30 protein-coding genes are annotated in these 24,714 nt (G+C 73.4%); 8 read left to right on the top strand and 22 right to left on the bottom strand.

Annotation, left to right across the window (positions count from 1 at the left end; all coding sequences use genetic code 11):
- Positions 1 to 226 precede the first annotated feature (226 nt).
- Positions 227 to 2,311, bottom strand: coding sequence for a phage holin family protein (locus tag AMK33_RS04170; RefSeq protein ID WP_073931278.1), 2,085 nt, complete (start codon positions 2,309 to 2,311; stop codon positions 227 to 229).
- Positions 2,312 to 2,402: 91 nt separating this feature from the next.
- Positions 2,403 to 2,804, bottom strand: a complete 402-nt coding sequence (locus tag AMK33_RS04165) for a hypothetical protein (RefSeq protein WP_073931277.1) — start codon at positions 2,802 to 2,804, stop codon at positions 2,403 to 2,405.
- 83 nt (positions 2,805 to 2,887) lie between these two features.
- Here AMK33_RS04165 and AMK33_RS04160 point away from each other — a divergent pair, with 83 nt between their 5' ends.
- The gene (locus AMK33_RS04160) at positions 2,888 to 3,661 is read left to right on the top strand and encodes an MBL fold metallo-hydrolase (protein ID WP_073931276.1); all 774 of its coding nucleotides are present in this window, start codon (positions 2,888 to 2,890) and stop codon (positions 3,659 to 3,661) included.
- Between the two features lie 38 nt (positions 3,662 to 3,699).
- Complete coding sequence (locus AMK33_RS04155) at positions 3,700 to 4,320, top strand: DedA family protein (RefSeq protein WP_073931524.1); 621 nt, start codon at positions 3,700 to 3,702, stop codon at positions 4,318 to 4,320.
- A gap of 47 nt (positions 4,321 to 4,367) precedes the next feature.
- On the opposite strand, the gene AMK33_RS04150 is transcribed toward AMK33_RS04155, so the two are convergent.
- The 5 genes from AMK33_RS04150 to AMK33_RS42760 all read right to left on the bottom strand — a co-directional run bounded on the left by AMK33_RS04150 (position 4,368) and on the right by AMK33_RS42760 (position 8,821).
- Positions 4,368 to 5,426 (bottom strand): MBL fold metallo-hydrolase, encoded by a 1,059-nt coding sequence (locus AMK33_RS04150; protein ID WP_073931275.1) that lies wholly within the window; start codon positions 5,424 to 5,426, stop codon positions 4,368 to 4,370.
- On the bottom strand, positions 5,423 to 6,670 hold the full coding sequence (locus AMK33_RS04145) for an aminotransferase class I/II-fold pyridoxal phosphate-dependent enzyme (RefSeq protein ID WP_073931274.1): 1,248 nt from the start codon (positions 6,668 to 6,670) through the stop codon (positions 5,423 to 5,425). Before AMK33_RS04145 ends, AMK33_RS04150 begins: the two co-directional genes overlap by 4 nt.
- A 194-nt stretch (positions 6,671 to 6,864) precedes the next feature.
- Positions 6,865 to 7,593, bottom strand: coding sequence for a hypothetical protein (locus AMK33_RS42105; protein ID WP_073931273.1), 729 nt, complete (start codon positions 7,591 to 7,593; stop codon positions 6,865 to 6,867).
- Between the two features lie 141 nt (positions 7,594 to 7,734).
- The gene (locus AMK33_RS04135; RefSeq protein WP_073931272.1) at positions 7,735 to 8,529 is read right to left on the bottom strand and encodes an RNA polymerase sigma factor SigF; all 795 of its coding nucleotides are present in this window, start codon (positions 8,527 to 8,529) and stop codon (positions 7,735 to 7,737) included.
- A 151-nt stretch (positions 8,530 to 8,680) separates the two neighbouring features.
- The gene (locus tag AMK33_RS42760) at positions 8,681 to 8,821 is read right to left on the bottom strand and encodes a hypothetical protein (protein ID WP_167748548.1); all 141 of its coding nucleotides are present in this window, start codon (positions 8,819 to 8,821) and stop codon (positions 8,681 to 8,683) included.
- A 160-nt stretch (positions 8,822 to 8,981) separates the two neighbouring features.
- On the opposite strand from AMK33_RS42760, the gene AMK33_RS04130 reads away from it, so the two are divergent.
- The 3 genes from AMK33_RS04130 to AMK33_RS04120 all read left to right on the top strand — a co-directional run bounded on the left by AMK33_RS04130 (position 8,982) and on the right by AMK33_RS04120 (position 10,447).
- Positions 8,982 to 9,374, top strand: coding sequence for a DUF2795 domain-containing protein (locus AMK33_RS04130; protein WP_073931271.1), 393 nt, complete (start codon positions 8,982 to 8,984; stop codon positions 9,372 to 9,374).
- Positions 9,375 to 9,445: 71 nt separating this feature from the next.
- Entirely contained in the window at positions 9,446 to 9,871 is a 426-nt protein-coding gene (locus tag AMK33_RS04125) for a CBS domain-containing protein (RefSeq protein ID WP_030856357.1), read from the top strand.
- 30 nt (positions 9,872 to 9,901) lie between these two features.
- Positions 9,902 to 10,447: a type 1 glutamine amidotransferase domain-containing protein gene (locus AMK33_RS04120; protein WP_073931270.1), complete on the top strand. Its 546-nt coding sequence runs from the start codon at positions 9,902 to 9,904 to the stop codon at positions 10,445 to 10,447.
- A 39-nt stretch (positions 10,448 to 10,486) separates the two neighbouring features.
- Here AMK33_RS04120 and AMK33_RS04115 read toward each other — a convergent pair whose 3' ends face one another.
- Positions 10,487 to 10,774, bottom strand: a complete 288-nt coding sequence (locus tag AMK33_RS04115) for a DUF6158 family protein (RefSeq protein ID WP_073931269.1) — start codon at positions 10,772 to 10,774, stop codon at positions 10,487 to 10,489.
- Positions 10,775 to 10,836: 62 nt separating this feature from the next.
- Here AMK33_RS04115 and AMK33_RS04110 point away from each other — a divergent pair, with 62 nt between their 5' ends.
- The gene (locus AMK33_RS04110) at positions 10,837 to 11,949 is read left to right on the top strand and encodes a baeRF2 domain-containing protein (protein WP_073931268.1); all 1,113 of its coding nucleotides are present in this window, start codon (positions 10,837 to 10,839) and stop codon (positions 11,947 to 11,949) included.
- A 5-nt stretch (positions 11,950 to 11,954) separates the two neighbouring features.
- Here AMK33_RS04110 and AMK33_RS04105 read toward each other — a convergent pair whose 3' ends face one another.
- Positions 11,955 to 13,574, bottom strand: a complete 1,620-nt coding sequence (locus AMK33_RS04105; protein ID WP_073931267.1) for an ABC-F family ATP-binding cassette domain-containing protein — start codon at positions 13,572 to 13,574, stop codon at positions 11,955 to 11,957.
- Between the two features lie 146 nt (positions 13,575 to 13,720).
- Between AMK33_RS04105 and AMK33_RS04100 the strand changes: the two genes are divergently transcribed.
- A complete protein-coding gene (locus tag AMK33_RS04100; RefSeq protein WP_073931266.1) occupies positions 13,721 to 14,542 on the top strand; it encodes a class I SAM-dependent methyltransferase in 822 nt (273 codons plus the stop codon).
- Between the two features lie 42 nt (positions 14,543 to 14,584).
- Complete coding sequence (locus tag AMK33_RS04095) at positions 14,585 to 14,755, top strand: hydrophobic protein (protein WP_073931265.1); 171 nt, start codon at positions 14,585 to 14,587, stop codon at positions 14,753 to 14,755.
- A 50-nt stretch (positions 14,756 to 14,805) separates the two neighbouring features.
- On the opposite strand, the gene AMK33_RS04090 is transcribed toward AMK33_RS04095, so the two are convergent.
- The 13 genes from AMK33_RS04090 to AMK33_RS04030 all read right to left on the bottom strand — a co-directional run bounded on the left by AMK33_RS04090 (position 14,806) and on the right by AMK33_RS04030 (position 24,632).
- On the bottom strand, positions 14,806 to 15,138 hold the full coding sequence (locus AMK33_RS04090) for a gas vesicle protein K (RefSeq protein WP_383457402.1): 333 nt from the start codon (positions 15,136 to 15,138) through the stop codon (positions 14,806 to 14,808).
- Positions 15,135 to 15,323: a gas vesicle protein gene (locus AMK33_RS04085; RefSeq protein ID WP_073931264.1), complete on the bottom strand. Its 189-nt coding sequence runs from the start codon at positions 15,321 to 15,323 to the stop codon at positions 15,135 to 15,137. Before AMK33_RS04085 ends, AMK33_RS04090 begins: the two co-directional genes overlap by 4 nt.
- Positions 15,320 to 16,105 (bottom strand): GvpL/GvpF family gas vesicle protein, encoded by a 786-nt coding sequence (locus AMK33_RS04080; protein ID WP_073931263.1) that lies wholly within the window; start codon positions 16,103 to 16,105, stop codon positions 15,320 to 15,322. The genes AMK33_RS04085 and AMK33_RS04080 overlap by 4 nt, the downstream gene beginning before the upstream one ends.
- Positions 16,102 to 16,443: a gas vesicle protein gene (locus tag AMK33_RS04075; RefSeq protein WP_073931262.1), complete on the bottom strand. Its 342-nt coding sequence runs from the start codon at positions 16,441 to 16,443 to the stop codon at positions 16,102 to 16,104. The genes AMK33_RS04080 and AMK33_RS04075 overlap by 4 nt, the downstream gene beginning before the upstream one ends.
- A complete protein-coding gene (locus tag AMK33_RS04070) occupies positions 16,440 to 17,609 on the bottom strand; it encodes an SRPBCC family protein (protein ID WP_073931261.1) in 1,170 nt (389 codons plus the stop codon). Before AMK33_RS04070 ends, AMK33_RS04075 begins: the two co-directional genes overlap by 4 nt.
- Positions 17,609 to 18,193, bottom strand: a complete 585-nt coding sequence (locus tag AMK33_RS04065; RefSeq protein ID WP_073931260.1) for a DNA primase — start codon at positions 18,191 to 18,193, stop codon at positions 17,609 to 17,611. Before AMK33_RS04065 ends, AMK33_RS04070 begins: the two co-directional genes overlap by 1 nt.
- Complete coding sequence (locus tag AMK33_RS04060) at positions 18,190 to 18,456, bottom strand: gas vesicle protein GvpG (RefSeq protein ID WP_073931259.1); 267 nt, start codon at positions 18,454 to 18,456, stop codon at positions 18,190 to 18,192. Before AMK33_RS04060 ends, AMK33_RS04065 begins: the two co-directional genes overlap by 4 nt.
- A gap of 4 nt (positions 18,457 to 18,460) precedes the next feature.
- Entirely contained in the window at positions 18,461 to 19,234 is a 774-nt protein-coding gene (locus AMK33_RS04055; protein WP_073931258.1) for a GvpL/GvpF family gas vesicle protein, read from the bottom strand.
- Positions 19,231 to 19,665, bottom strand: a complete 435-nt coding sequence (locus tag AMK33_RS04050; protein ID WP_073931257.1) for a gas vesicle structural protein GvpA — start codon at positions 19,663 to 19,665, stop codon at positions 19,231 to 19,233. The genes AMK33_RS04055 and AMK33_RS04050 overlap by 4 nt, the downstream gene beginning before the upstream one ends.
- Positions 19,666 to 19,711: 46 nt before the next feature.
- Positions 19,712 to 20,083, bottom strand: coding sequence for a gas vesicle protein GvpO (locus tag AMK33_RS04045; protein WP_073931522.1), 372 nt, complete (start codon positions 20,081 to 20,083; stop codon positions 19,712 to 19,714).
- 108 nt (positions 20,084 to 20,191) lie between these two features.
- Complete coding sequence (gene ligD, locus AMK33_RS04040; protein ID WP_073931256.1) at positions 20,192 to 21,118, bottom strand: non-homologous end-joining DNA ligase; 927 nt, start codon at positions 21,116 to 21,118, stop codon at positions 20,192 to 20,194.
- On the bottom strand, positions 21,115 to 22,962 hold the full coding sequence (locus AMK33_RS04035) for a transketolase (RefSeq protein ID WP_073931255.1): 1,848 nt from the start codon (positions 22,960 to 22,962) through the stop codon (positions 21,115 to 21,117). Before AMK33_RS04035 ends, ligD begins: the two co-directional genes overlap by 4 nt.
- Complete coding sequence (locus AMK33_RS04030; protein ID WP_073931254.1) at positions 22,959 to 24,632, bottom strand: NAD(P)/FAD-dependent oxidoreductase; 1,674 nt, start codon at positions 24,630 to 24,632, stop codon at positions 22,959 to 22,961. The genes AMK33_RS04035 and AMK33_RS04030 overlap by 4 nt, the downstream gene beginning before the upstream one ends.
- Between the last annotated feature and the right edge of the window lie 82 nt (positions 24,633 to 24,714).

The raw sequence follows: 24,714 nt of genomic DNA, 5'->3' as shown, positions 1-24,714 counted from the left end.
GTTCGGGGAGGTCGGAAGGGGGCGCACGGATCACCGGCGGCCGGGCCGGAGCACGCGGATCACGAGGGGCGCCGGAACCAGTGAACTGCGCCCGGACGCACCGGGGCAACGCGTTTTCGCACGGTCGACCCCGCCGGGCGCGGTCGAGGGTCTCGACGACCCGGTGGCCCGGCGGTGGGACCCGTCGGGAAAACCGTGCCGGGCCGGCTCCCGCGGGCCGGCCCGCTCAGGCCGCGCGTTCCCGGTCCGGCTCCGCCGGCACTTCCGCCTCGTCCGACTCCGTCAGCCAGCGGCGCAGCACCCGGTGGATCTGTTCGGCGCCGGTGAGGTCCGCTCCGTCGGGGACCGGCGCGGACAGGGCGAGCGGGGACAGCAGGAAGGGGCGGGACTGGGCGCCGCCGAGGCCGCCGTGGGAGCCGATCTGCTCCTCGAAGGCGAGGACCTCTCCGTCGGCGGGGTCGTGGAAGGAGTTGACCATGATGTCGGCGGTGTGCGGGAAGGTGTGGGTGCGGCGCACGACGTCGGCGGCGCCGGGGCCGAACGCGGCCAGCGGGCCGGGGTCGTCGTCCAGTTCGTCCAGCGGTATCTCCGCGCCGTACGCGCCGAGGACGACCCCGCCGTGGCGTTCGCTGCGGACGAGGAGGAAGCCGATGCCGGGGTGGTTGGCGAGGGTCGCAAGGAGCGCGGGGTGGCGGGCGTCGATCTCCTCCTTGGTCATCCGGTGCGGCACGTCCGGGAAGGAGACCAGGCCCAGGTTGCCGGAGGCGAGCACGACGGGTTCGGAGCCGCGGGAGGGGCGGTAGTGCTCGGCGCCCTCCTCGACGGGCCGGCGCAGCGCCGCCCGGACGGCGGCGCGGGCCTCGGCGCCGCTGTGGGTGCGTTGGGCGCGGCGCGGCACGGGCAGTCCGCAGCCGGCCCGCACCAGGTCGCCGAGGGTGAGGCCGTAGCGGGAGCGGAAGGTCTCGCCGGGGCTCTGCCCGTGGTCGGAGAGGACGACGACGCGGTAGGGGCGGGGGGCGTGCTCGGCGACGTTCTCGATCAGGGCGAGGGCGCGGTCGAGGCGCTGGAGGACCTTGTCGGTGTCCCGGCTGGTGGGCCCGGAGTGGTGGGCGACCTCGTCGTAGGCGACCAGGTCGGCGTAGACGGCGGTGCGGCCGGCCAGCAGGTCGCCCGTCACCGCGGCGACGACGACGTCCCGTTCGACGACGGTCGCGAAGGCCCGTACGAACGGGTAGAGCCCGCCGCGCGAGACGCGCGGGCGCTGCTCCCGGAACCGGGCCCGGGTGGACTGGCCGATCTCCCGGCCCACCTCGGCGACGAAGGACAGCGCGGTGCGCACCGCGTTGGCGGGGTCGGAGAAGTACGCGAAGTAGCCCGCGCGGGAACGGGCCGCCGGACCGCGGCGACGGGTGGCGATGGAGAGCACCAGGGCCTGCTCGTCGGCGCCGCCGCTGAAGAGGTTGCCCCGGCTGGCGCCGTCGGTGGCGAGCAGTCCCGCGTGGCCGGAGTACTCGATGGCGCGGGCCTGGAGCTCGGCGGCGCTGGTGGGCCGGTTGCAGACCATGACCTCGCGGCGGGCCTTCTCGTACCAGCGGAAGGCGGGGACGTCGTGGTTGCTGCCGTGCAGGATGCCGAGCTGGCTGGCGCCGGTCTGGCTGGACCAGTCGGTGCGCCAGGGGGTGAGGCGGTGGGAGGGGTGGTCGCCGCCGGTGCCGGTGCCCAGCCAGCGGGCGACGGTGGGCATCAGTCCCTTGTCGACGGCGGCCAGCAGCACGTCGTGGCCGACGCCGTCGAGTTGCAGGAACACGGTGCCGGGGGTGGCGGGGCAGGGCGGGGCGGAGCCCCGTCTGCGGTCGGCGAGGCGGTAGAGGCGGCGGCGGTAGGCGTCGTCGTCGCGTACGGCGAGGGCGGCGCCGGTGGCGGAGGCGACGGCGGACATCACCGCGGCGACCACGACCGCCGTCTCCGGTGCGGCGGTGCCGCGTTCGACCGGGGTGACGTGCAGCGCCAGCCACAGCAGGGCGCCGTTGAGGAAGAACACCAGCAGGCCCAGCACGAGCGCCGGCACGAGCAGCAGCAGACGCACCAGCAGCGGCCAGACCAGGGCGGACATCAGGCCGAAGGCGCCGGCGCCGAAGGCGGCGGTGACCGCGATGTCGGTGGCGCTGTCGCCGTCGGCCGAGCGCAGCCGGAAGTCGGGCAGGATGCCCGCGAGCAGCAGCATGGTGAGCGTGGAGACCACCCACACGGCGACACTCCGCCCGATCTGACTGGCGACCCGTCGCCACCGCCCGCCACCCACGCCCCGCACACCTCACGTCCCGGCCGACCTGGCCCGTCTCCACCCTGTCACAACGGCCGGACGGGGCGTTTCGTCCCCGGTCGCGCGGGCCGTCCGCGGCTCAGCGGCCGTCGTACCCTGCCGTCGGCAGCGACAGCCGCCGGTGCACACGGGCCTTCATCGCCGCGTCGTACGACGGTTCCGCGCGGCCGACCGTCTCCACGCGCACCCCGCGCCGCGCGCACTCCTGCGTGAACTCCTCCACGGAGGACAGCGCGCGTTCCAGTACCCGCAGACTGGGCGCCACGAACAGATCGGCCCCGGGCAGCACTCCGTCCCACAGCACACCGTGATCGGGCCGCAGTCCCCGTACGAGGAGTTCCCGGGCCACCACATAGCCGTGCTCGGCGGCCCAGCGGGCGCACATGGCGTGCTGGCCGCGGGAGTCCACCAGGAAGGGATCGGCGTCCAGTTCCTCCAGCGGCGTCAGACTCGCGATCGCCGTCACCCGCACCGGCCCCATGGCGCCCCCTCACCTCCGGTTTTCGCCGCCGACCCTACTCCTGCGCGTAGGCTTCGGGGAGTCGCGCGAAGGGGGCGGAAGAGGTGCCGGTGGAGGTCACCTGGTGGGGTCACGCCACCTGCACGGTCGAGGACTCGCACACCCGTGTGCTCACCGACCCCCTGTTCGCCCGCCGGCTCGCGCATCTGCGGCGCCGGCGCGGTGCGGTGCCGCCGGCCGAGGCCCGGCACGCGGACGTGGCCCTGGTCTCCCATCTGCACGCCGACCATCTGCACATACCGTCGCTGGCCCGGCTCGCCCCGGGTACGCGCCTGCTCGTGCCCCGGGGCGCACCACGCGCGGTGCCGGGGCTGCGCCGGCTCACGCATCTCGGGATGAGCGAGGTGGCGCCCGGCGATGTGACGAGGGTCGGCAAACTGGTCGTACGGGCCGTGCCCGCGCGGCACGACGGGCGGCGGCTGCCGGTCGGACCGCACCGCTCCCCCGCCCTCGGCTACGTCCTGGAGGGCGAGGCGCGGACGTACTTCGCCGGGGACACCGGTCTGTTCGACGAGATGGCCAAGGAGGTCGGGCCGGTCGACGTGGCGCTGCTCCCGGTGGGCGGCTGGGGTCCGTACCTGGGCGAGGGCCATCTGGACGCGGGGCGCGCGGCCGAGGCGCTGGCCCGGCTGGGGGCGTCCAGCGCGGTGCCGGTGCACTACGGCACGTACTGGCCGATCGGGATGGACGCCGTGCGCCCGCACGAGTTCCACGCGCCGGGGCACGAGTTCGAGCGGCAGGCGGCCCGGCACGCGCCCGGCGCGTCGGTGCACCGGCTGGCGCACGGGGAGCGCGTGCGCCTGGAGGTCTCGCGGTGATCCTTCCCGCCGCCCCGGGCCAGGCGGCCGGTGCGTCACTGTCGTCGGTGGCCCTGCCGGCCGTGGCGCCCGAGTTCACCCAGCAGGCCGTCGGCTACCCCTCGCTGTTCCTGCTGGTGCTGATCGGCGCGCTGGTGCCGGTGGTGCCGACGGGCGCGCTGGTCAGTTCGGCGGCCGTGGTCGCCTTCCACCGGGCGGCGCCGTTCTCGATGGCGCTGGTGTTCGTGACGGCGTCCCTGGCGGCGTTCCTCGGGGACGTCGCGCTGTACTGGCTGGGGCGGCGCGGGATGAGGTCGAAGAACGGCTCCCGCTGGCTGGAGGCGATCCGGGAGCGCGCCCCGGAGGACCGGCTGGCGCAGGCGCAGCACAAGCTCGCCGACCACGGGGTGGCGGTGCTGGTGCTGTCCCGGCTGGTCCCGGCCGGGCGGCTGCCGGTGATGCTGGCCTGTCTGGTCGCGAAGTGGCCGGTGCGGCGCTTCGTACGGGGCAATCTGCCGGCCTGTCTGGCCTGGGCGGCGACGTACCAGCTGATCGGGGTGCTCGGCGGTTCGCTGTTCGACCAGCCGTGGCAGGGCGTCCTGGCGGCGGTCGTACTGACGGTGCTGATCAGTGTGGCCCCGGGCCTGTGGCGGCGGATGCGGGGGACGGCGGCGGGGTGAGCCGGTCCCGGTCACGGCGGCCCCGGTCACGTCAGGATCCGGTCACGTCAGGATCCGGTCAGGATCCGGGAGCCGCCCACCGGCAGGTCCCACAGGTGGTCGCGGGGCAGGCCCGTCCGCTCCCAGGCGGCGCGGACCCGGGTGAGCGGTTCCAGGACCGGCTCCGCGGACAGGACGAACGTGCCCCAGTGCATGGGGGCCATGTGGCGTGCGCCGAGGTCCTGGGCGGCGCGCACCGCCTCCTCCGGGTCGCAGTGGACGTCGGCCAGCCACCAGCGGGGGTCGTAGGCGCCTACGGGCAGCAGGGTGAGGTCGATGCCGGGGTAGCGGCGGCCGATGCGGGAGAACCAGTGGCCGTAGCCGGTGTCGCCGGCGAAGTGGACGCGCCGCCCGTCGGGGCCGGTGAGCACCCAGCCGCCCCACAGGGAGCGGCAGGTGTCGGTGAGGGTGCGCTTGGACCAGTGGTGGGCCGGTACGAAGTCGAAGCGGACGCCGTCGAGTTCGGCGGCCTCCCACCAGTCGAGCTCGGTGACGCGGGTGAACCTGCGGCGGTGGAACCAGGGGGCGAGCCCGGCCGGCACGAACATGGGGGTGTCGCGCGGGAGCCGGCGCAGGGTGGGGGCGTCCAGGTGGTCGTAGTGGTTGTGGCTGATGACGACCGCGTCCACGCGCGGCAGGGCCTCCCAGGGGACGCCCACAGGGGTGATCCGGGCGGGGGTGCCGAGGATGCGGCGGGACCAGACCGGGTCGGTGAGCACGGTGAGCCCGCCGATCCGCAGCACCCAGCTCGCGTGTCCCACCCAGGTGACGGCGACCGTGCGGGCGTCGGCGCGGGGCAGCGGGCCGGGGACGCAGGGCAGCAGGGGGACGTCGGCGAGACCGTCCGGGGCGGGCCGTACGGCGCCCTCGCGGGCGAAGCGGGCGAGGGCCTTCAGGCCGGGCAGCGGGGACGTCAGCCGGTCGTGGAAGGTGCGGGGCCACAAGCGGCGTTCGGCGAGCGGACGGGGAGCGGCCAGTGGCGGGTACGGGACGGGCGGGCCGTCGGCCTCCCGGGTGCCGGATCCGGGGAAGGCCGTCCTCACGGCCGGCCCGGGGCGCCGCGTCATCGGGGGGACTCCCGTCGCCGGGCGCCGTCACGGAGTTCGTCGAGGACCGTTGTCAGCCGGGTCAACGCGCGTCGTACCTGCGGCAGTTCCAGGGGCGCGGGTGAACCCAGGCCTTCCGCGCGCAGTGCGGCGGTGTCGCCCAGCAGGGGGGCGGTGGACAGCCGTACGCGCGGTGCTTCGAGGTCGTCGCCGAAGCGGTGGCCGCCCGGCGCGGGCATGCCGAGCCGGGCGGTGAGGAAGTCCTCCAGTTCCTGGGCGTCACCGATGCCGTGCGCGCGGAGCGCGGGGGCCAGGGGGGTGAGGTCGACGTACAGGTGCCGGCCGCAGCAGGGGGGCCGGGCGAGGGCGCCCGCGGCGACGACGGCGTGGTGCGCGGCGGCGGCCACGCGCGCGTGCAGGCGTACGGCGTCGGCGACGCGCGCGGTGACCGGTCCGGGCTCGGACAGCGCGTACCCCGCCGCGACGGCGACGGGGGAGGCGACGCGCGCGTCGAGCGCGGTGAGCACGTCGAGCACGCGCGCGTGGAGCGCGTTCCCGTCCTCGCCGGCCGGAAAGCGGGCCACCGCCGCCGGCCAGCCCGGCGGGAGCAGGGCGCCGGCCAGGTCGGTGACGACGGTGACCCGGTCGGGCAGCATCTCGGCGGGGCTGAGCAGCACGGTGCCGTGCGGGTCGTGCAGGGTGTCGCGCCAGGTCTCGTCGCTGACCAGGTGCAGCCCCTCGCCGACGGCGGCCTCCAGGGTCTCGTGCAGCAGTTCGGGCGGGGCGACGCCGGCGGTGGGGTCGTCGGCGACGGAGAGCACCAGCAGGCGCGGGTCGCCGCCCTCGGCCCGCAGCCGGCGCACGGTCTCCAGCAGGGCGTACGGGTCGGGGACGCCGCCGCTCTCGGCCGAGGCCGGCACATGGAAGGCGGGACGGCCGAGCAGGCGGGCGTAGGGGGCCCACCAGGCGGCGCAGGGCCGGGGCACCAGGACGTCGCCGCCGAGGGCGGCGGTCAGCGCCACCAGCAGGGCGGGGGCGCCGGGGGCGACGGCCACCCGGTCGGGGGCGGCGGGCAGTCCGCGCCGGTCACCGTAGCCGCAGGCCGCGTCCAGCAGGGCGGGCCCGCCGCCGACCGGTTCGGCGTCGGCGCGGGAGGCCGCGGCGGCGAGTACGGCGGACAGCTCGGGCAGGACGGGCAGCCCGTCCTCGGGGAGCGCCGGCCCGAACCGGACGGGGCCGTGGCCTTCCGGATCCGTCCGCCGCATCCCTACCTCCGCGCGGTTCCCCGGCGTCGTGCCCGGCGCCGGCTCGTGTTCCGGGTCCTGTCATCCGTCAGGTCCCCGCCGTCCGCCTGGAAGGCGGGGACCTGACGACAGGCCTAAGCCAGTCAGTACCCAGCGTGCCGCGTGCCATGGGTGCCGCGTGGATCCGCGCTGTTCACACGTGGGTGCGGCCGGCGTCAGCCGTCCGCACGGGTGGTGCGGTCGCGGTACACGCGGTGCGCGGCGGCGCCGAACGCGCCCGCGATCAGCAGCCCGCCGGCGGCCAGCGCGGGCACGGAGTCGATGAAGGCACCGCCCGCGCCGGCGTGGACGCCCTGGTGCGCGGGGGCGGTGGGGCAGGGGGTGCCTTTCCACTCGGTGGGCTTGGGCTCGGGGGTCTTGGAGGCGGTGGGCTTGGGCTCGGGGGCCTTGGACTCGGTGGGCCTGGGCTTCAGGGCCTTCGGTTCGACGGCCTCCGGGCCGGCGGGCTCCGGGCCGGCGGGCTCCGGGCCGGCGGGGTCGCTTTTCTGGGGAGCGGGGATCTCCGCTCCGAAGCCGGGTCCGGCGTCGGCGTCGGTGCTGGCGTCGGCGTCGGTGCTGGCGTCGACGCCGAACTCGGCATCGGGTCCGGCATCGAACTCGGCGTCCGGTCCGGCACCGAGCTCGGCTGCCAGCTCGGCTTCGAGCTCGGCTTCGAGCTCGTCCAGCACCGTGCTCTTCGGTACGGCCGCCTCGGGCCCGGCGGGTTCGAGGGCGGCGTCCGGTTCCCACGCGTGCTCCTCCGGCCGCGGGCAGGGCGAGGGGGAGGTGGTGCCCCAGGAGGCCCCGTCGTCCGGAACGGTGCCCGCCGACGCGGCCGGTGCGAGCGCCGCGAGGGCGGCACCGGTGGCGGCGGCGAGGGACAGGGCACGGGCGGTGCGGCGCATGGTGCGGGCTCCTTCGAGCGACGGCGGGGGCACGGCGTTCGGTCGCGCCCCACAGCCATCACAGCCCCATCGCCGCCGCACCGCTCGCCGCCGGACACCATTGGCGGGACCGGGCGCACCCGAGCGGGTGAAGGGCCCGCGCTACTCCTCCCCGTCCCGCATGACCTGCTCCCGTACCCGGCCGCAGCAGCGGCTGATCAGGCGGGAGACGTGCATCTGCGAGATGCCCAGCTCCTCGGCGATGCTGCTCTGCGTCATGTCGCCGAAGAACCTCATGTAGAGGATGGCCCGCTCCCGCTCGGGCAGCGCGGCCAGCCGTTCCTTGACTGCCTCGCGGTCGACCACGGTGTCCAGCGCCGGGTCGGGCGCGCCGAGTGCGTCGCCGAGCGAGTAGCCGTCGTCGCTGCCGGGCAGCTCGGCGTCCAGGGACAGCGCGGTGAAGCTCTCCAGCGCCTCCTGTCCGGTACGGACGTCCTCCTCGCTCAGATCGGTGTGCTCGGCGATCTCGGCCACGGTCGGCCGGCGGCCGGAGGTGGTCTGGGACAGGTCCTGGGAGGCGTGCCGGACGCGGTTGCGCAGGTCCTGGACCCGGCGCGGTACGTGCAGGGTCCACATGTGGTCGCGGAAGTGCCGCTTGATCTCGCCGGTGACGGTCGGCACGGCGTAGCTCTCGAAGGCGTTGCCCAGTTCGGGGTCGTACCGGTCGACGGCCTTGACCAGGCCGAGCGCGGCGACCTGGCGCAGGTCGTCGAAGCTCTCGCCGCGGCTGCGGAAGCGTCCGGCGAGACGGTCGGCCATGGGCAGCCAGGCCTCGACGATCTCGTCACGGAGCGCGTCCCGCTCCGGCCCCGGGGGCAGTGCGGCGAGCCTGTGGAAGGCGGCAGCGGTGTCGGGGGCGTCGTCGTGCGGGTGTTTCGCGGTCGCTCGGGTCGGCATGGCGCGTCGCAGCTCCCTCGGGGGGTGCTCGGGGACGGACGGTCACCGTGGTGGGCGCGCCGGTCGGGGACAGGTGCGCCCGGAGCGGCGTGACGCCGCCTCCACGGACGTGCCTCCTGTCCGAAGCACTGGAGGTGCGCCTGCCCCCGCTTCACCGTCCCAAACTCCCCAACCGGGTTTCGGGCGGTTCGGCCTCGGGCGGTGCGGGCGGGAGCACGAAATCCTCGTAGCGGCCCAGCATCAGGATCACGCCGAGCATGAGTGGCGGGATGAGCACGGCGAGCACCGCCATGGCCTGTCCTTTCCGGGAGGCACGTGGGGGGCGTGGGAATGCGGGTCTCCCGCCCGTCGGCGGCCAAACCCCGGCCCGTGACGATCCGGCGCCCGAACTCCCGTGTCGCCCTCCGCTCCCCGGGTACGCGGTGCGCACCCCGAAGGATCTGGAGGGAGACATGCAGCGAGGCAGCGACCGGCTCAGCGTCCACCGCGACGACGAGATGAAGCACGAACTGCAGGGTCTGCTGCGGTCCGGGCACCCCACCCGCACCGAGGAGTGGCACGACCCGGAGCCGTTCGCCGACGACGACCCCGAGGTCGCGCGCGGCCCGGTGACACCGGGCCGCGGCCCGACGTCACTGGAGTCGGTGCGGCTGGAACTGGCCAGGATCCTGGGCCGCGGGGCGTTCCCCGCGGGTCCGCGCGAGCTGATGCGCGCCCTGGACCGGCGGTACGCGCCCGACGTCCTCATCGAGGCGTTGGAGCGGCTGCCGCGCCAGGCCCGCTACAACAGCGTCCAGGAGCTGGCCGAGGCGCTGACCCGGTCCCGGGAGACGGAGACCGCGTAACCGGCCCGCCGGGGCACCGCGGCCGGCCCGCGGTGCCCCAGCGGCCGGGATCGACAGGGAGGCCCTCGGTCATGGCCGAGTTCGTCAAGGACGTGATGACTCCGGGCGTGGTCGCCGTACGCCCGGACGCCTCGATCGTCGAGGCGGCGCAGCTGATGCGCACCCAGAACATCGGCGACGTGGTGGTGGCGGACGGGCAGCGGGTCGTCGGCGTGCTCACCGACCGCGACATCACGGTCCGCGCGGTCGCCCGGGGCGCGGATCCGCTCGGGACGAGCGCGGGGTCGGTGTGCACGCCGGACCCGTTGACGCTCGCCCCGGACGATCCGGTGTCCTCGGCCGTCGCCCTGATGCGGGAGCACGCGATACGCCGGATCCCGGTGGTCGAGGGCGGTCTGCCGGTCGGCCTGGTGAGTCTCGGCGATCTGGCCGAGGCGCGGGAGCCCGGCTCGGCGCTGGCCGACATCAGCCGTGCGGAACCGGACGGGAAGAGCTGAACGAGCGGAACGAAGGGACGTAGTGCCATCATGCGAATCGCATTCCTGACCGCGCCCGAGGGCGTCGAGCAGGTGGAGCTGACCGAGCCGTGGCAGGCGGCCGTGGACGCCGGTCACGAAGTCGTGCTCGTGTCGACGAGCCCCGGGAAGATCCAGGCGTTCAACCATCTCGACAAGGCGGACACCTTCCCCGTGCAGGAGGTCGTCGGCGAGACGTCGGCGGACTCCTTCGGGGGGCTGGTGCTGCCGGGCGGAGTGGCCAACCCGGACTTCCTGCGCATGGACGACAAGGCCGTCGCGTTCGTGCGGGACTTCTTCGAACAGGGCCGGCCGGTGGCCGCGATCTGCCACGCCCCCTGGACCCTCGTCGAGGCCGACGTCGTCCGGGGCCGGGTGCTGACCAGCTGGCCCAGCCTGCGGACGGACCTGCGCAACGCCGGCGCCACCTGGGTCGACGAGCAGGTGAAGGTCTGCGACCACGGGCCGAACAAACTGGTCACCAGCCGCAAACCGGACGATCTGAAGGCCTTCTGCGAGACGTACCTCGAGGTGTTCGGGGCCGAGCAGACCCCGTAAGGGGCCGAGGAGGTCTCGTAAGCGGTCCGGGGCCCGGAATCAGGTGCCCGGAGTCGTGGGTGTCGTGGTGTCCGCGGCACCCCGCTCCCGGGCACCTTCGCGTGTGCGGCCCGCGGCCACCGGGCGGCGCGGATTGCGGCGCAGGTACTCGCCCTCCAGTTGCGCCATCCGCTCGTTGTGGGCGCGCAGCGCGTCGTTGGAGCCGTACAGCAGTGTGTCGTGGCGCGTGCGGTGGATGGTCTCCAGCTCCTTCATGAGCTGCTGGTCGTCCAGGCGGTCCGGCTCGACTCCGGTCATCGTGGTGCCCCGCTCGTCGTGTGTGTCCATGCGGTCCGGGTACCCGCCCGGCCGGTACAAGCACTACCCCGAACGGCAACCGGGAGGGAGCCATGGAACTCGCTTTCCTGCATCCACTCTACGAACGTCCCGGCCCCTGGGCCTCCGTCTACGTCGACACCTCCCGGCACACGGAGCACACCCCTCAGGAACGGCGGCTGACGGCCCAGGCGATGGCCCAGGAACTGGCCGACCAGGGCGCGGACGAGGCGACCTGCCAGGCGGTGCGCCGCGCGCTGGAGGATCTGCGGCACTCCAGCGAACCGCACGGCCGCGCGCTGTTCGCCCGGGACGGCGAGGTGGTGCTCGACCCGCCGCTGGCCCGGTCCCCGCAGCGCGACTGGGCCCAGTGGGCGCCGCTGCCCCGGGTCGCGCCGCTGCTGGAGCTGGCCGGCGAGGATCCCGTGTGCATCGTCGCGTACGTCGACCGCAGGGGTGCGGACTTCGAACTGCGCAGCGCGCTCGGCCGGGACGACGCCGGCGGTGTCACCGGGCGGCAGTGGCCGCTGCACCGGACCGGTTCCGTCGACTGGTCGGAGCGCCACTTCCAGCTACGGGTGGAGAACACCTGGGAGCACAACGCCGCGGAGATCGCCGACGCGCTCGCCGTCTGCCACGAGGAGACCGGCGCCGATCTGCTGATCCTGGTCGGTGACGACCGTGAGCAGCGCTCCGTGCGCGAACGGCTGCCGCAGCGGCTGCACGGCCTGGTGGCCGAGGCGTCGCGCGGGGCCGGCAGCAGGCTGCTCGACGAGGACGTGGAACGGATCCGCGCGGAGCACGTCCACGACCGGGCCGCGGCGGAGCTGGAGCGGTTCCTCGCCGCCCGCAGCCCCGACGACGAGGGCCGCGCGAGCGCCGTGGAGGGCGTGCCGGCGCTGGTCGAGGCCGCGCGCGAGCACCGGATCGACGAGCTGCTGATCCGGCCGGACTCGGCCGACGCGCACCGTGAGGTGTGGATCGGTGAGGATCCGGACCAGCTCGCGGTGCGGCGTACGGACCTGAAGGTGCTCGGTGAGCAGAACTCCTGGTCGGCGCGGGCGGACGACGCGCTGATCCGGTCGGCGGTCGCCACGGACGCGCCCGCGCTGTCGGTGTCCCTGGCACCGGGTGTGCGGGACGACACGCCGGTCGGCGGTCTGGGCGCGCTGCTGCGCTGGAAGTGAGCCCTCTAGCGCGCTCGCTCCACCCGGCGTTCGTCCCACACCGGTTCGGGAGTCTCCCTGACGCGGCCGTCGCTGCCGAAGACCAGGAAGCGGTCGAAGGAGCGGGCGAACCAACGGTCGTGGGTGACGGCGAGGACCGTTCCCTCGAAGCCCTCCAGGCCTTCCTGGAGGGCTTCGGCCGATTCCAGGTCGAGGTTGTCGGTCGGCTCGTCGAGGAGCAGGGCCGTGACGCCCTGGAGTTCCAGGAGCAGGATCTGGAAGCGGGCCTGCTGGCCGCCGGAGAGCCGGTCGAAGGTCTGCTCGGCCTGCTGGGTCAGTTCGTACCGGCGCAGGCGTGACATGGCGGCGCCCCGGTCCTGGGAGTGTTCGGTCCACAGGATGTCCAGGAGGGTGCGGCCCAGCAGTTCGGGGTGGGCGTGGGTCTGCGCGAAGTGGCCGGGCAGCACGCGCGCGCCGAGTCTCCAGTGCCCGGTGTGGGCCACGCCGTCGCCGGCGAGCAGGCGCAGGAAGTGGGACTTGCCGGAGCCGTTGGAGCCGAGCACGGCGACCCGTTCGCCGTAGAAGACCTCCAGGTCGAAGGGTTTCATCAGGCCGGTGAGTTCGAGCCCCTCGCAGGTGACGGCGCGTACACCGGTACGGCCGCCCTTGAGACGCATCCTGATGTCCTGCTCGCGCGGGGGCTCCGGCGGGGGCCCCGCCTCCTCGAACTTGCGCAGCCTGGTCTGGGCGGCGCGGTAGCGGGACGCCATGTCGGTGCTGTTCTCGGCGGCCTGGCGCAGCGTCAGGACCAGCTTCTTGAGCTGGGCGTGCTTCTCGTCCCAGCGGCGGCGCAGTTCCTCGAAGCGGGCGAAGCGTTCCTGGCGGGCCTGGTGGAAGGTGGCGAAGCCGCCGCCGTGCACCCATGCGTCGGCGCCCGCGGGGCCCGGTTCCAGGGAGACGATCTTCCGGGCCGCGCGGGCGAGGAGTTCGCGGTCGTGGGAGACGAAGAGGACGGTCTTGCGGGTCTCGGCGAGCCGTTCCTCCAGCCAGCGCTTGCCGGGTACGTCGAGGTAGTTGTCCGGCTCGTCGAGCAGCAGCACCTCGTCGGTGCCGCGCAGCAGCGCCTCGAGGACCAGGCGCTTCTGTTCGCCCCCGGAGAGGGTGCGGACCTCGCGCCACTGCGCCTTCTCGTACGGCACGCCCAGCGCGGCCGTGGTGCAGATGTCCCACAGCGTCTCGGCCTCGTACCCACGCGCCTCGGCCCAGTCGGCGAGGGCCTGCGCGTACGCCAGCTGGGCGGCCTCGTCGTCGACGGTCATGATCGCGTGTTCGGCGGCGTCGACGGCGCGGGCGGCCTCGCGGATCCTGGGCTGCGCCACGGACACCAGCAGGTCCCGTACGGTCGTGGCGTCCCGCACGGAGCCGACGAACTGGCGCATGACGCCGAGGCCGCCGGTGACGGTGACGGAGCCGCCGTGCGGCTTCAGCTCGCCGGCGAGGAGGCGCAGCAGGGTGGTCTTGCCCGCGCCGTTGGGTCCGACGAGGGCCACGACGGCCCCCTCCCCCACCCGGAAGGAGACATCGCCCAGCAGCGCCCTCCCGTCGGGGAGGTAGTACTCGAGGTGCGCGGCTTCCAGATGACCCATGGTGGGGATTGTGCGGGGTCGTCGGCACAGGTGGCAAACGGGTTTCGACCGGAGCGTCGTCCAGTATGTGAAACATGCATCTCATCATGCGGCTGTCGGGCGTAGCGTGAGGGCCCTCCTACGAGAGTGGAAGGGGTGGGTTCGTCATGCCGGAAGCGCGGGAGACCGCCGTCTACACGCATGGCCACCACGAGTCGGTGCTGCGGTCGCACACCTGGCGGACCGCCGAGAACTCGGCGGCGTATCTCCTCGGGGTGCTCAAGCCCCACATGCGGATCCTGGACATCGGGTGCGGACCCGGCACCATCACCGCGGATCTGGCGGGGCTCGTTCCCGACGGGCACGTCACCGGTCTCGACCGGGAGCCGGGGATCCTGGAGCAGGCCCGCGCGGTGGCCGGCGAGCGAGGGCTGACGAACACCGACTTCGCGGTGGGGGACGTGCACGCGCTGGACTTCCCGGACGACACGTTCTGTGTGGTCCACGCCCATCAGGTGCTCCAGCACGTGGGTGATCCGGTGGGGGCGCTGCGCGAGATGCGGCGGGTGACCAGGCCGGGCGGGTTCGTCGCCGTCCGGGACTCGGACTACGCGGCGATGACCTGGTATCCCCTGTCGGCGGGCATGGACGACTGGCTGGACCTCTACCGGCGGGTGGCCCGGGCCAACGGGGGCGAGCCGGACGCCGGGCGGCGGCTGAAGTCCTGGGCGCTCGCCGCGGGCTTCACGGACGTCACCGCGACCTCCGGCACCTGGACCTTCTCGACCGCCGGGGAGCGGGCGTGGTGGAGCGGCCTGTGGGCGGACCGCACCGTGGCGTCGGCCTATGCCGAGCGGGCGGTCGACGGCGGTCACGCCACCCGGCAGCAGTTGCGGGAAGTGGCCGGGGCGTGGCGGGAATGGGGCGGCCGGGAAGACGGCTGGTTCAGCGTGCTGCACGGCGAGATTCTCTGCCGCAAGGAAGCCTGAACCGCGTTTTCCGGGACATCAGGATGTCAGGAGGTTGACATTATGGTTCCCATTCTTCTGGTCCTGCTGTTGGCGCTGATCCTTTTCGGCGCCGGATTCGCGGTAAAGGTTCTCTGGTGGATCGCTCTGGCGGTTCTGATCGTGTGGCTTCTGGGGTTCTTCATGCGCAGTACGTCGGCGGGCGGGGGCAGGGGCCGCTGGTACCGGTGGTGAGATGACGGAAAAGGCCCCTGGGACCGAGTCCCAGGGGCCTTTTCCGGGGCTCAGTCCCGGGGAAGCAGCGGTCCGAGCGGCCCGAGGTCCAGATTCAGGTCCTCGGGCCGCAGTCCGTAGCGGTTCCGCAGTTCCGCCATGCGGTCCTCGAGCAGCATCAGGGTGAGCCCGACCCGCTCCTCCTGCTCCTCGGTCAGGTCCCCCTCGTCGAACCGGCGCACCGCCTGCCGCTCCATGAGCTGGCGCAGCAGCTCCACGACGGTGAGCACCAGCTTGATCAGGTCGCGTTCGACCGTGTCCGGCTCCAGGTCCAGGCTTCTGCGCCGGCTGCCGTGCGGCTCGATGTGCGGCTCGACGTGCCGGTCGTCGGGGGCGGCCGTCACAGCGACTCCTCGAAGGGGGACGGGACCCGCGCGTTCACCGAGCTGATGAGCGCGTTGAGGTCGATACGGACCAGGTCGACGTCCGCGATGCGCAGCGTGATGTCCCCCTTGATGACGACCCCGCCGGCCAGGAGCCGGTCGAGCAGGTCCACCAGGGCTATTTCGCGGCGTTCGACGACGGTCACGGGCCCTCCTCCTCGGCGATTTCCTCACCGGCGAACGAATAGGCCGCCCAGGGCCCGGTGAGTTCGACACGTATTCCGGGCGCGCCGTCCTTCGTACGCTCCACCTTTTCCACGAATTCCTCGGATTCCACACGGGGGACGAGGTAGGCGGCATTGAGCACATTGCGCCCGGAGGCGCCGGAGAGCGTGGGATTCTGCGGTGCGTGCAGCCGGCAGTCCTCGGCGGCCCCGGAGAGGGTCTCGTGCAGCCGGGTCGCGAACGTCTCGGCGCGCTGCCACAGATCGTCCTGCGATTTCGTCCGCTCCCGCCGCTGCCGCAGATAGTCCCGGCCGGACACCGGTTTCGGCGCGGGCACGGGCGCGGCGGGGGCATCCGGTGTCCGGTCCGACTCGACGTAGACCTTGACGCCCCACTCGACCCGGCCCTCCAGCCGGTCCAGGGTGCGCCGGAAGCTCTCCTCGCGCGCCTCCATCATGGTCCGTACGCCGCTGTCGTCGCGGAACACGGTGCCGAGCCGCAGCGGCAGCGGGGTCGTGACGGTGGTGAGCGCGTCGATCACGCCCTGGTGGGCGCGGGCGACCGCGGTCAGCCAGTCGAGGTCCTCCAGATGCGCGCGCAGCGGTTCCTCCGCGAAGTCCGCCTCGGGCACGTGGCTGACGACGGCCACCAGGCCGTGGTGGGTCAGCAGCCGGGGCGGATCGCCTCCGACTCCGGTCAGCTGTGCCTGGAGCGGCGTGCCGTAGGGGCGGCAGACCGCGTAGACGTACCGCAGTCCGGTCACGGGCCCTCCTCCTGTGCGCGGCGGGGCTCCAGCCCCAGTTCCTCCAGCCGGGCCAGCCGTTCGCGCAGCTCCGCGTTCTCCCTGGCCAGTTCGTCGCGCCGGGCGCGCGAGGAGAGCGCCGGGTCGGACTCCCACCAGTCGATCCCCATCTCCTTCGCCTTGTCGACGGAGGCGACGACGAGGCGCAGCTTGATGGTGAGGAGTTCGATGTCCAGCAGGTTGATGCGGATGTCACCCGCGATCACGACGCCCTTGTCGAGCACCCTTTCCAGGATGTCGGCGAGATTGGCGCCGCTGCCCTGGCCGTACGGCTCGGGAAGCCGGCTGGGGGTCGTCATCGGCGGCTCCGGCTCTCGGACCGCTCGTCATCGACCTCGTCCTCGTCCGTGTACTCGTCCTCCGGGTACTCGTCCTCCTCGGACTCCTCGGCTGCCTCCGGTGCCTCTTCCTCTTCTCCCTCTTCGTCCTCGGGCTCGTACTCGTCCTCGTCCTCGTACTCGTCCTCGGGCTCGGACTCCGGCTCGTCCTCGGGCTCCGGCTCGTCCTCGGGCTCCTGCTCGTACTCGCCCTCGGGCTCCTCTTCCTCTTCGCGGTCGCCGGCGGGGGTCTCGTCCTCCTCCTCGGCGAGGGCGTCCTCGTGGCTGCGGACGACCTCGCCGTCGCGGATCTCGCCCCGCCAGCTGTCCTCGGTCTCGCCCTTGATGGTGATGAAGCGGGCGAAGTGCTTCAGGTCGAGCCGGGCGCGGCGGCCCTGGGCGCGCCAGATGTTGCCCGTCTTCTCGAAGAGGCCCGAGGGGTAGTACTCGATGACCAGCAGGACCCGGGTGAGGTTGTCGGCGAGGCGGTGGAAGGAGACGACGCCCCTCGTCGTGCCCTTGGCGCCCTCCGAGGACCAGGCGATGCGGTCGTCGGGGACCTGCTCGGTGGTCTTCGCCTTCCAGCTGCGGTTGGACCACCAGATCTTCGCCTGCCAGTCCGACGTGGTGTCGTCGGACTTACTGGCGCTCTTGACGCCCTTGGCGAAGGTGCTGAAGTCCTGGTACTGGGTCCACTGGTCGTACGCCGTGCGCAGCGGGACCCCGACGTCGATGTGCTCGATGATGACGGTGGGCTTCTGGCCTGCGGACTTCTTGCGCTTGCCCTTGCCGCCGCCCAGACCCTTCAGCGCGCCCATCACGTTGTCCTTGGCCCGTGAGGCGCCGAGTTCGACGGCGCTGCGCAGCGGGCTCTTGCCCTCGGCGATCTTGCGGCCGCCGTCGAGGGCGAGCTTGGCGAAGCCCGGACTGTTGCCCTCGGCGATGTCGTTGAGCTTGTTCGTGGTCTCGCCGAGCTTGTGGCCGAGGCCGGTCAGCAGCCGGGTGGCCTGGGCCGCGAGGTAGTCCTGCAGTTCGGCCTTGAGCCGGTCGGCGGCCTCGCTGTGGGCCACGTCGGCGAGCGGGTTCTTCGCCGCCCCGTCCGCACGGTCACGCGCGGCGGAGCCGGCCCGTCCGAGGGTCTCGGTCATCACTCGTCACCTCCCTTCGCCGTGCGGGAGCGGGCGCCGCGGGCCGCGGCCGCGGTCTTCTTGGCGGCCGTCTTCTTCGCCGGAGCCGTCTTCTTCGCCGCCGCCTTCTTCGCGGGGGCGGCCTTCTTCGCCTGTGCCTTCTTGGCCTGTGCCTTCTTGGCAGGCCGCTCGGGGGCCGGCTCGTCCGGCGGCTCCCGGTCCTCCGCCTGCGCGTCCTCGTGTTCCGCGTCCTCGGCGTGTTCCGCGTCGGCGTCGTCCCGCGGGCCGGCGCCCGTCAGCCGGTCCCGCATGTCGGCGGTACGGCCGTGCAGCCGGTCGGCGAGGGAGTCGAGCTGCCGCTCGACCAGCGCGCCGGAGGCCGCCTTGCCGACGCCCCGCAGATCACCGCGCAGCTGGTCGCCGATCTCCTTGAACTGCGGATTGTCCCGTAGCTGCTGGGACACCAGGTCCGCGACCATGCGCGGACCGAGGTTCAGCTTCTTGCCCGCCACCAGGCCGCCGACGGCGACCGCCATCTTCAGTTTCTTCGTCCGTCCGAGGAGGTATCCGGCCCCGATCGCGAGGCCCAGTCCCATTCGGTTCATCGTGGTCCCGTCCCGTCCCCTGTACCCGCGCCGGTGCGCGTTGCGGTCTCCAACCGGTCGAGGAGTTCGTCCTCCTGCCGGTCGAACTCCTCCTCGGTGATCTCTCCGGCCTCCAACTGCTCCTCAAGGCGTGCCAGTTCGGCACGTATCGTGGCAGGGTCGTAGTAGATGCGTTCCGCTTCCTTCAGCACCTGCCGGATGGCCCAGCCGCTGCCGCGCACCGGGGCGAACGGCAGCAGCAGGACCTCCGAGATCAGGCCCATGTCGTCACCCCGCTCCGGCGTCCGCCCCGCCGGCCGCGGTGCCCGCCGGCTCGGCCGGGCCGGGCTCGACGAAGCTGTACGGCGGCAGTGGGCCGTTCAGACGCACTTCGAGGTGGGGCAGGTCCTTGCGGGCCTGTTCCACCGCTTCCAGGAACTCCGCCGCCGTCTCCCGCTTCACCAGGTACGACACATTGGCGAGCCAGCCCGTGGACTCGGGGCCCACGCTCACCGCGTCGGCGGCCGGTTCCAGGACGCGCTCCAGCGCGACGGCGTCCTCGGCCTCCTTGGCCTTGACGGCGGCGGCGACCATCTCGCCGAGCTGGATCTTCTGCTCGTAACTGCCACCCCCGGACTGCCGGTTGGCCTCCGCGAGGGCGCGGATCTCCGGATTGCCGGCCATCACGTGGTGCAGGACGGCGTCCTCGACGTGGTTGGCCTTGACGTTGTACTCGACCCGGCCGTCCAAGGCCCGCAGCCGCTCCCCGTAGTGCTCGGCGCGCTCGGCGAGGACACCGGTGACGGCGTCGTCGTCCGGGGCGACGCTGCCGAAGCGCATGGGCAGCACACAGCCGGCCGCGCCGGCCTCACTGAGTACGTTCTGGTGGGCAAGCAGTTCCCTGCGCTTGGGGCGCAGGCCCTCGGGGGCGTCACTGACCAGGGCCGCCAGTTCGCCCTCGCGCAGGACGCGCACCGGCAGCGGCGGATCGCCGACGCCGCTCACGCCCTCCGGGAGGCCGGGGTGCGAGGTCGCCGTGATGCCGTAGATGTACGTGCTCACTCCTGCTCCTCCTTCCGGCGGGCCGAGGTGCTCTTGCGGGGCCGCGGACGCGACTCGGTCTCGCGCTCGGAACCGCCCTCACGCGCCTGCCTGAAGGCGTCGGAGACGGTCTCGGCGGCGCCGGACAGCGCCCCCTTGGACTTGCCGCGGGCGCCGGACTCGGTGACCTCACCGACGATCTCGGGCAGACCCGGGCTCTTGCGGGGCCCCGCCTCCAGGTCGAGGCGGTTGCACGCCTCGGCGAAGCGGAGATAGGTGTCGACGCTGGCGACGACGACACGGACGTCGATCTTGAGAATCTCGATGCCGACCAGGGACACGCGCACGAAGGCATCGATGACGAGCCCCCTGTCCAGAACAAGTTCAAGCACGTCGTAGAGGCCGCTGCTGCCGCCTCCACCGCCGGTCTGCTGTGCCGGTACGACTGTCATTCCGGCTGTTCCTCCTTGTCTGTGGGTGTGGGTCCGGTCGGGCGGCCTACCGGCCGCCGGGCCGGTGCGAGTCGGCCCGCCCGCGCTCGTAGCGGCGGACGCGCCGGTACCCGGTGAGCTCGCCGTCGGGGTCCAGCTCGACCTGGTAACTCGCCATCAGGCTCATCGTGTCGGGCACCCGCTCGAGTTCGAGGACCTCGACCTCCAGCGCCCAGCCCTCCTCCGTCTGCTCGAAGGACGACACGGACTCGGCTTCCATCCCGGTGAGTTCCGCGAGCTGGCCGCGCGCCCGGCGCAGCAGCTCCATCGGGCTCGGCCGTTTGGTGGTTCTGGTGTTGTCCGTTGATTTGTGGGATTCCTGTGAGTCCTGGGTTTCCTGTGAACCCTGTGGCTCTTCGGTGTTCTTCGTGTTCGACATGGCCACCTCCCCCTCCGTGTGGCCGCAAGTGTGTTCGCCAAACCTCTGTGCGCTCAGCCGTTCCCGGCGGCCGGGCATCGTGCCCGGTCGGAGGGGTGCCGACGCCGCTCAGTCCCGCAGTGCGGCCAGCCGGCGGCGGGCCGGCCCGAGGGAGCGGCCCCGGCTCGGCAGGCCGGCCCACGGGTCGGTGCGGGCCTGCTCGACGGCGTCGGCGACGGTCCAGCGGCGGGCGTGCAGGTCCGGGTCGTCGAGCTGGTCCCAGGAGACGGGCACGGCGACGGGAGCACCGGGCAGGGCGCGGACCGTGTAGGGCGCGACGGCGGTCTGTGCGTAGGCGTTGCGCTGCACGTCGAGGTAGAGCCGGTCGCCGCGGTCCTTCTTGCGGGCGGCGGTGGTGAGCCGGTCGGGGTGGGCGGCGGCGAGGGTGTCGGCGGCCTCGCGGGCGAAGGCGCGTACGTCGTCGAAGTCCTGGGTCGCGCTCAGCGGCACGACGACATGCAGGCCCCGGGAGCCGGTGGTCATCAGGGCGGACGGCAGGTCCAGCTCGTCCAGCAGCTCCCCCAGCAGCCGCGCGGCCTCCCGCACCGTCTCGAAGTCGTCGCCGGAGGGGTCGAGGTCGAAGACCAGCCGGTCCGGGCGGTCGATCCGGGCAGTGCGGGACAGCCAGCGGTGCAGGGTGATGCTCGCCTGGTCGACGAGGTAGAGGAGGGTGGCGGTGTCGTCGCACACGGTGTGCGTGACGGCGCCGCCCTCCTTGGCGACCTCGGCGCGGGTGATCCAGTCCGGGTAGCCGTCCGGGGTGTTCTTCTGCATGAACGCGGGGCCGTCGATGCCGTCCGGGCGCCGGTCCAGCATCAGCGGGCGGCCCCGCAGGTGCGGCAGCATGAACGGGGCGACGGCCCGGTGGTAGTCGACGAGGTCGCCCTTGGTGTACTCCTTCGCGTCCCCGCCGCCGGGGAAGAGCACCTTCCCCGGCCTGCGGATCTCCACCGAGCGACGGCCGGTCCGTACGGTGCGCGCACCGTCGTCGCTCACGACACGATCGCCTCCCCCACCAGCAGCCGGCCGGCCGCCGCGATCGACTCGGCGTCGATGCCGGCGGCGTGCAGCTGCTCCTCGGGGGAGGCCGATCCCGGCATGTCGCGCACGGCAAGGCGCACCAGGCGCGGTACGGGACTCCCGTCGGCGAAGGCCTCCGCGACCGCGTCCCCGAGGCCGCCCTCCGGGTGGTGGTCCTCCACCGTCACCAGACAGCCGGTCTCCTCGGCGGCCGTGTGCAGCGTCTCCCGGTCGACCGGCTTCACCGAGTACAGGTCGATCACCCGTACGGCGATGCCCTCCCCCTCCAGGGCCTCCGCGGCGGCCAGCGCCTCGGGCACGGTGACGCCCGCCGCGACGAGGGTGAGCCGGTCGCGGCCGGAGGAGCGCAGCACCTTGCTACCGCCGACGGGGAACTCCTCGTCGGGGCCGTAGATCACCGGGCCCGCACCGCGCGAGGTGCGCAGGTAACGGATGCCGTCCAGGTCGGCCATCGCGGCGACCAGCCGCGCGGTCTGGTTGGCGTCGCACGGGTACAGCACGGTCGAGCCGTGCACCGCCCGCATCATCGCCAGGTCCTCCAGGCCCATCTGGCTGGGGCCGTCCTGGCCGATGGCGACGCCCGCGTGGGAGCCGACGAGGTTGATCCCGGAGCCGCTGACCGACGCCATGCGGATGAAGTCGTGGGCGCGGGTGAGGAAGGCCGCGAAGGTGGCGGCGTACGGCAGCCGGCCGCGCGCGGCCATGCCGACCGCCGCGGCGACCATCTGCTGCTCGGCGATGTAGCACTCGAAGTAGCGTTCGGGGTGTTCCTTGGCGAAGGCCTCCGCGCGGGTGGAGTCGCCGACCTCCCCGTCGAGGGCGACGACGTCGCCGCGCGCGGTGCCGAGGGCGGTCAGCGCCTCTCCGAAGGCGTTGCGGGTGGCCACCTCCTCGCCCTTGTCCCAGCGGGGCAGGTCGGGCCGGCCGGTGTGCCCGGCGGGCGGGGCCCCGTCGGCGGACGGCGCCTCCACCCGGATGCGCAGGTCGCGGGGGCCGCCGAGTTCGGCGATGGCCTCCTCGGCCTCGGGCAGCGGTTTGCCGTGCAGTCCCCCACGGTCCTGGACCGCCTCGACGCCCTTGCCCTTGAGGGTGCGGGCGAGGATCGCGGTGGGCTGGCCACTGGTGGACAGGGCCTCCCCGTAGGCGCGGTCGACGGCGTCCACGTCGTGGCCGTCCACTTCCACGGTGTGCCAGCCGAAGGCCTGGAAGCGGCGGGCGTAGGCGTCCAGGTCGTGGCCGTGCCGGGTGGGGCCGCGCTGCCCGAGCCGGTTGACGTCCACGATCAGCGTGAGGTTGTCCAGGTGTTCGTACGCGGCGTGCTCGGCGGCCTCCCAGATGGAGCCCTCGGCCAGTTCGCTGTCGCCGCACAGCACCCACACCCGGTAGTCGGCGGGGGCCGGCCGCTTCCCGGCCAGCGCGATGCCGACGCCGACGGGGAGTCCCTGGCCGAGCGAGCCGGTGGCCGTCTCGATCCAGGGCAGCCGCCGGGGGGTGGGATGCCCTTCGAGGCGGCTGCCGTTCTTGCGGAAGGTGAGCAGTTCCTCGTCGTCGATGGCGCCGGTCGCCTTGTAGGTGGCGTACATCAGGGGCGAGGCGTGGCCCTTGGAGAGGACGAAGCGGTCGTTGCCCGGGTGGTCGGGACGCTCGAAGTCGTAGCGGAGGTGACGGGCGAACAGTACGGCCATCAGGTCCGCCGCGGACATCGACGACGTGGGGTGCCCGGAGCCCGCGGCAGCCGCAGCGCGGACACTGTCCACCCTCAACTGCTGCCCGAGCTCGACGAGTTCACCGGTGTTCATGAGTCTCCTTCGGTGGTGCAGTCAGTGCGCTTGACGGGTCCGGGCGCGACATCGGGACCGGGCGGCGGCTGATCGGGGGGCGGGGTGACGGCGGGCCGGCTCTTGGCGGGCTCGCCGCCGGGCTGGTTCTTCGCCGGTTCACCGCCGGGCTGCTTCTTGGCGGGCTCGCCGCCGGGCTGGTTCTTCGCGGGCTCGCCGCCGGGCTGGTTCTTCGCGGGCTCGCCGCCGGGCTGGTTCTTCGCGGGCTCGCCGCCGGGCTGGCTCTTGGCGGGCTCGCCACCGGGCTGCTTCTTCGCCGGCGCGCCACCCTTCCGGTCCTCGGCGGAGCTTCCACCGGCCCGGTTCCCCGCCGGCTCCGAGCCCGGCTCGCCCGGCACCCGCGCCAGTTCCGGCGACGCCGTGTCCAACGGCACCGACCAGGACCGTACGAGCCCCAACTGGACGGCTTGGCGCGGCAGTACGGCGTCGAGGAGCCAGTCGGCGGCGACGCGCACCCGGTTGCCCGGCATCGCCGCGAGGTGGTAGCCGCGGGTGACCGCCCCCGCCGCCACGCCGGACAGGTTCACGCCGAGCGGGTTGGCGGCGGCCTTGACGCCTCCCAGGTCCACTACGAACCCCATGTCCTTGTGCCGGTAGGCACGCCGCTCACCGTCACCGAACGACGCGGCGACGTTGTGCGCGCACACCTTGCCCTGCCGCCAGGCGTGCTGCGCGGTCATCGGGGTGTACGAGCCGGGCTTCTCCAGATCGGGCACCGCGGCGGCGTCCCCGCAGGCGAACACCTCCGGCCGGCCCGGCACTTGCAGGTGCGGGTCGACGAGCAGCCGGCCGCGTTCCATGGGCAGCCCGAGGGACTCGGCGAGCGGATCGGGGCGTACGCCCACGCACCACACCAGGGTGTGCGTGTCGACGAACTCCCCGTCGGTCAGCAGCACTCCGTCGTGCGTGGCCTCCTTCACGGAGGTGCCCATCCGCACGTCCACGCCCCGTTCCCGCAGCACGGTGTCGGCCGTGCGGGAGAGGCGTTCGTCCAGCTCGGGCAGGACCCGGTCGGCGATGTCGAGGAGCAGCCAGCGCGGCCGCATCCCGGTCCGCATCGGGTGCCTGGCGACCTGCGCGTCGGTGAAGAGCTGCCCGTGCGCGGCGACTTCCGTGCCGGTGTAGCCGGCGCCGACCACGACGAACGTACAGCGGGCGGCGCACCGCTCGGGATCGTCCGTGGCGGCGGCGAGCTCCACCTGCCGGGTCACGTGGTCGCGCAGGTACAGCGCCTCGGGCAGGCCGCGGAAGCCGTGGGCGTGCTCGGCGACACCGGGGATCGGCAGCAGCTTGTTGACGCTGCCGGCCGCGAGGACCAGCCGGTCGTAGTCGAGGGTGCCGCCCTCGCCCTCCGGGCCGGTGTAGTGGACCTGCCGCGCGTCGAGGTCGATGCGGTCGGACTCCCCCAGCACCAGCTTCACGTGCGGCAGCGTGCCGGAGAGGGAGACGGTGACCCGGCGGGGTTCCAGGATGCCGGCGGCGACCTGGGGCAGCAGGGGCAGGTACAGGAAGTAGTCGGTGGGGTTGAGCAGGACGATCTCGGCGCGGCCACGGGCCAGCCCGGAGAGCGTCCGGGCCGTGCGGTACCCGGCGAAGCCGGCACCGACGATCACTATGCGGGGTCGACTCACGGTTCGCCTCCGGCGCTGTCGCGGACGTCGGGAGACTTCCGCGTCCCCCTGGTGGGGGCGGCCAAACGTCCGCCGGTTTCCG

It is taken from the genome of Streptomyces sp. CB02400 (genome assembly GCF_001905725.1).
Taxonomy (GTDB): Bacteria; Actinomycetota; Actinomycetes; order Streptomycetales; family Streptomycetaceae; genus Streptomyces; species Streptomyces atrovirens.
This window is presented reverse-complemented; position numbering and strand designations above follow the sequence as displayed.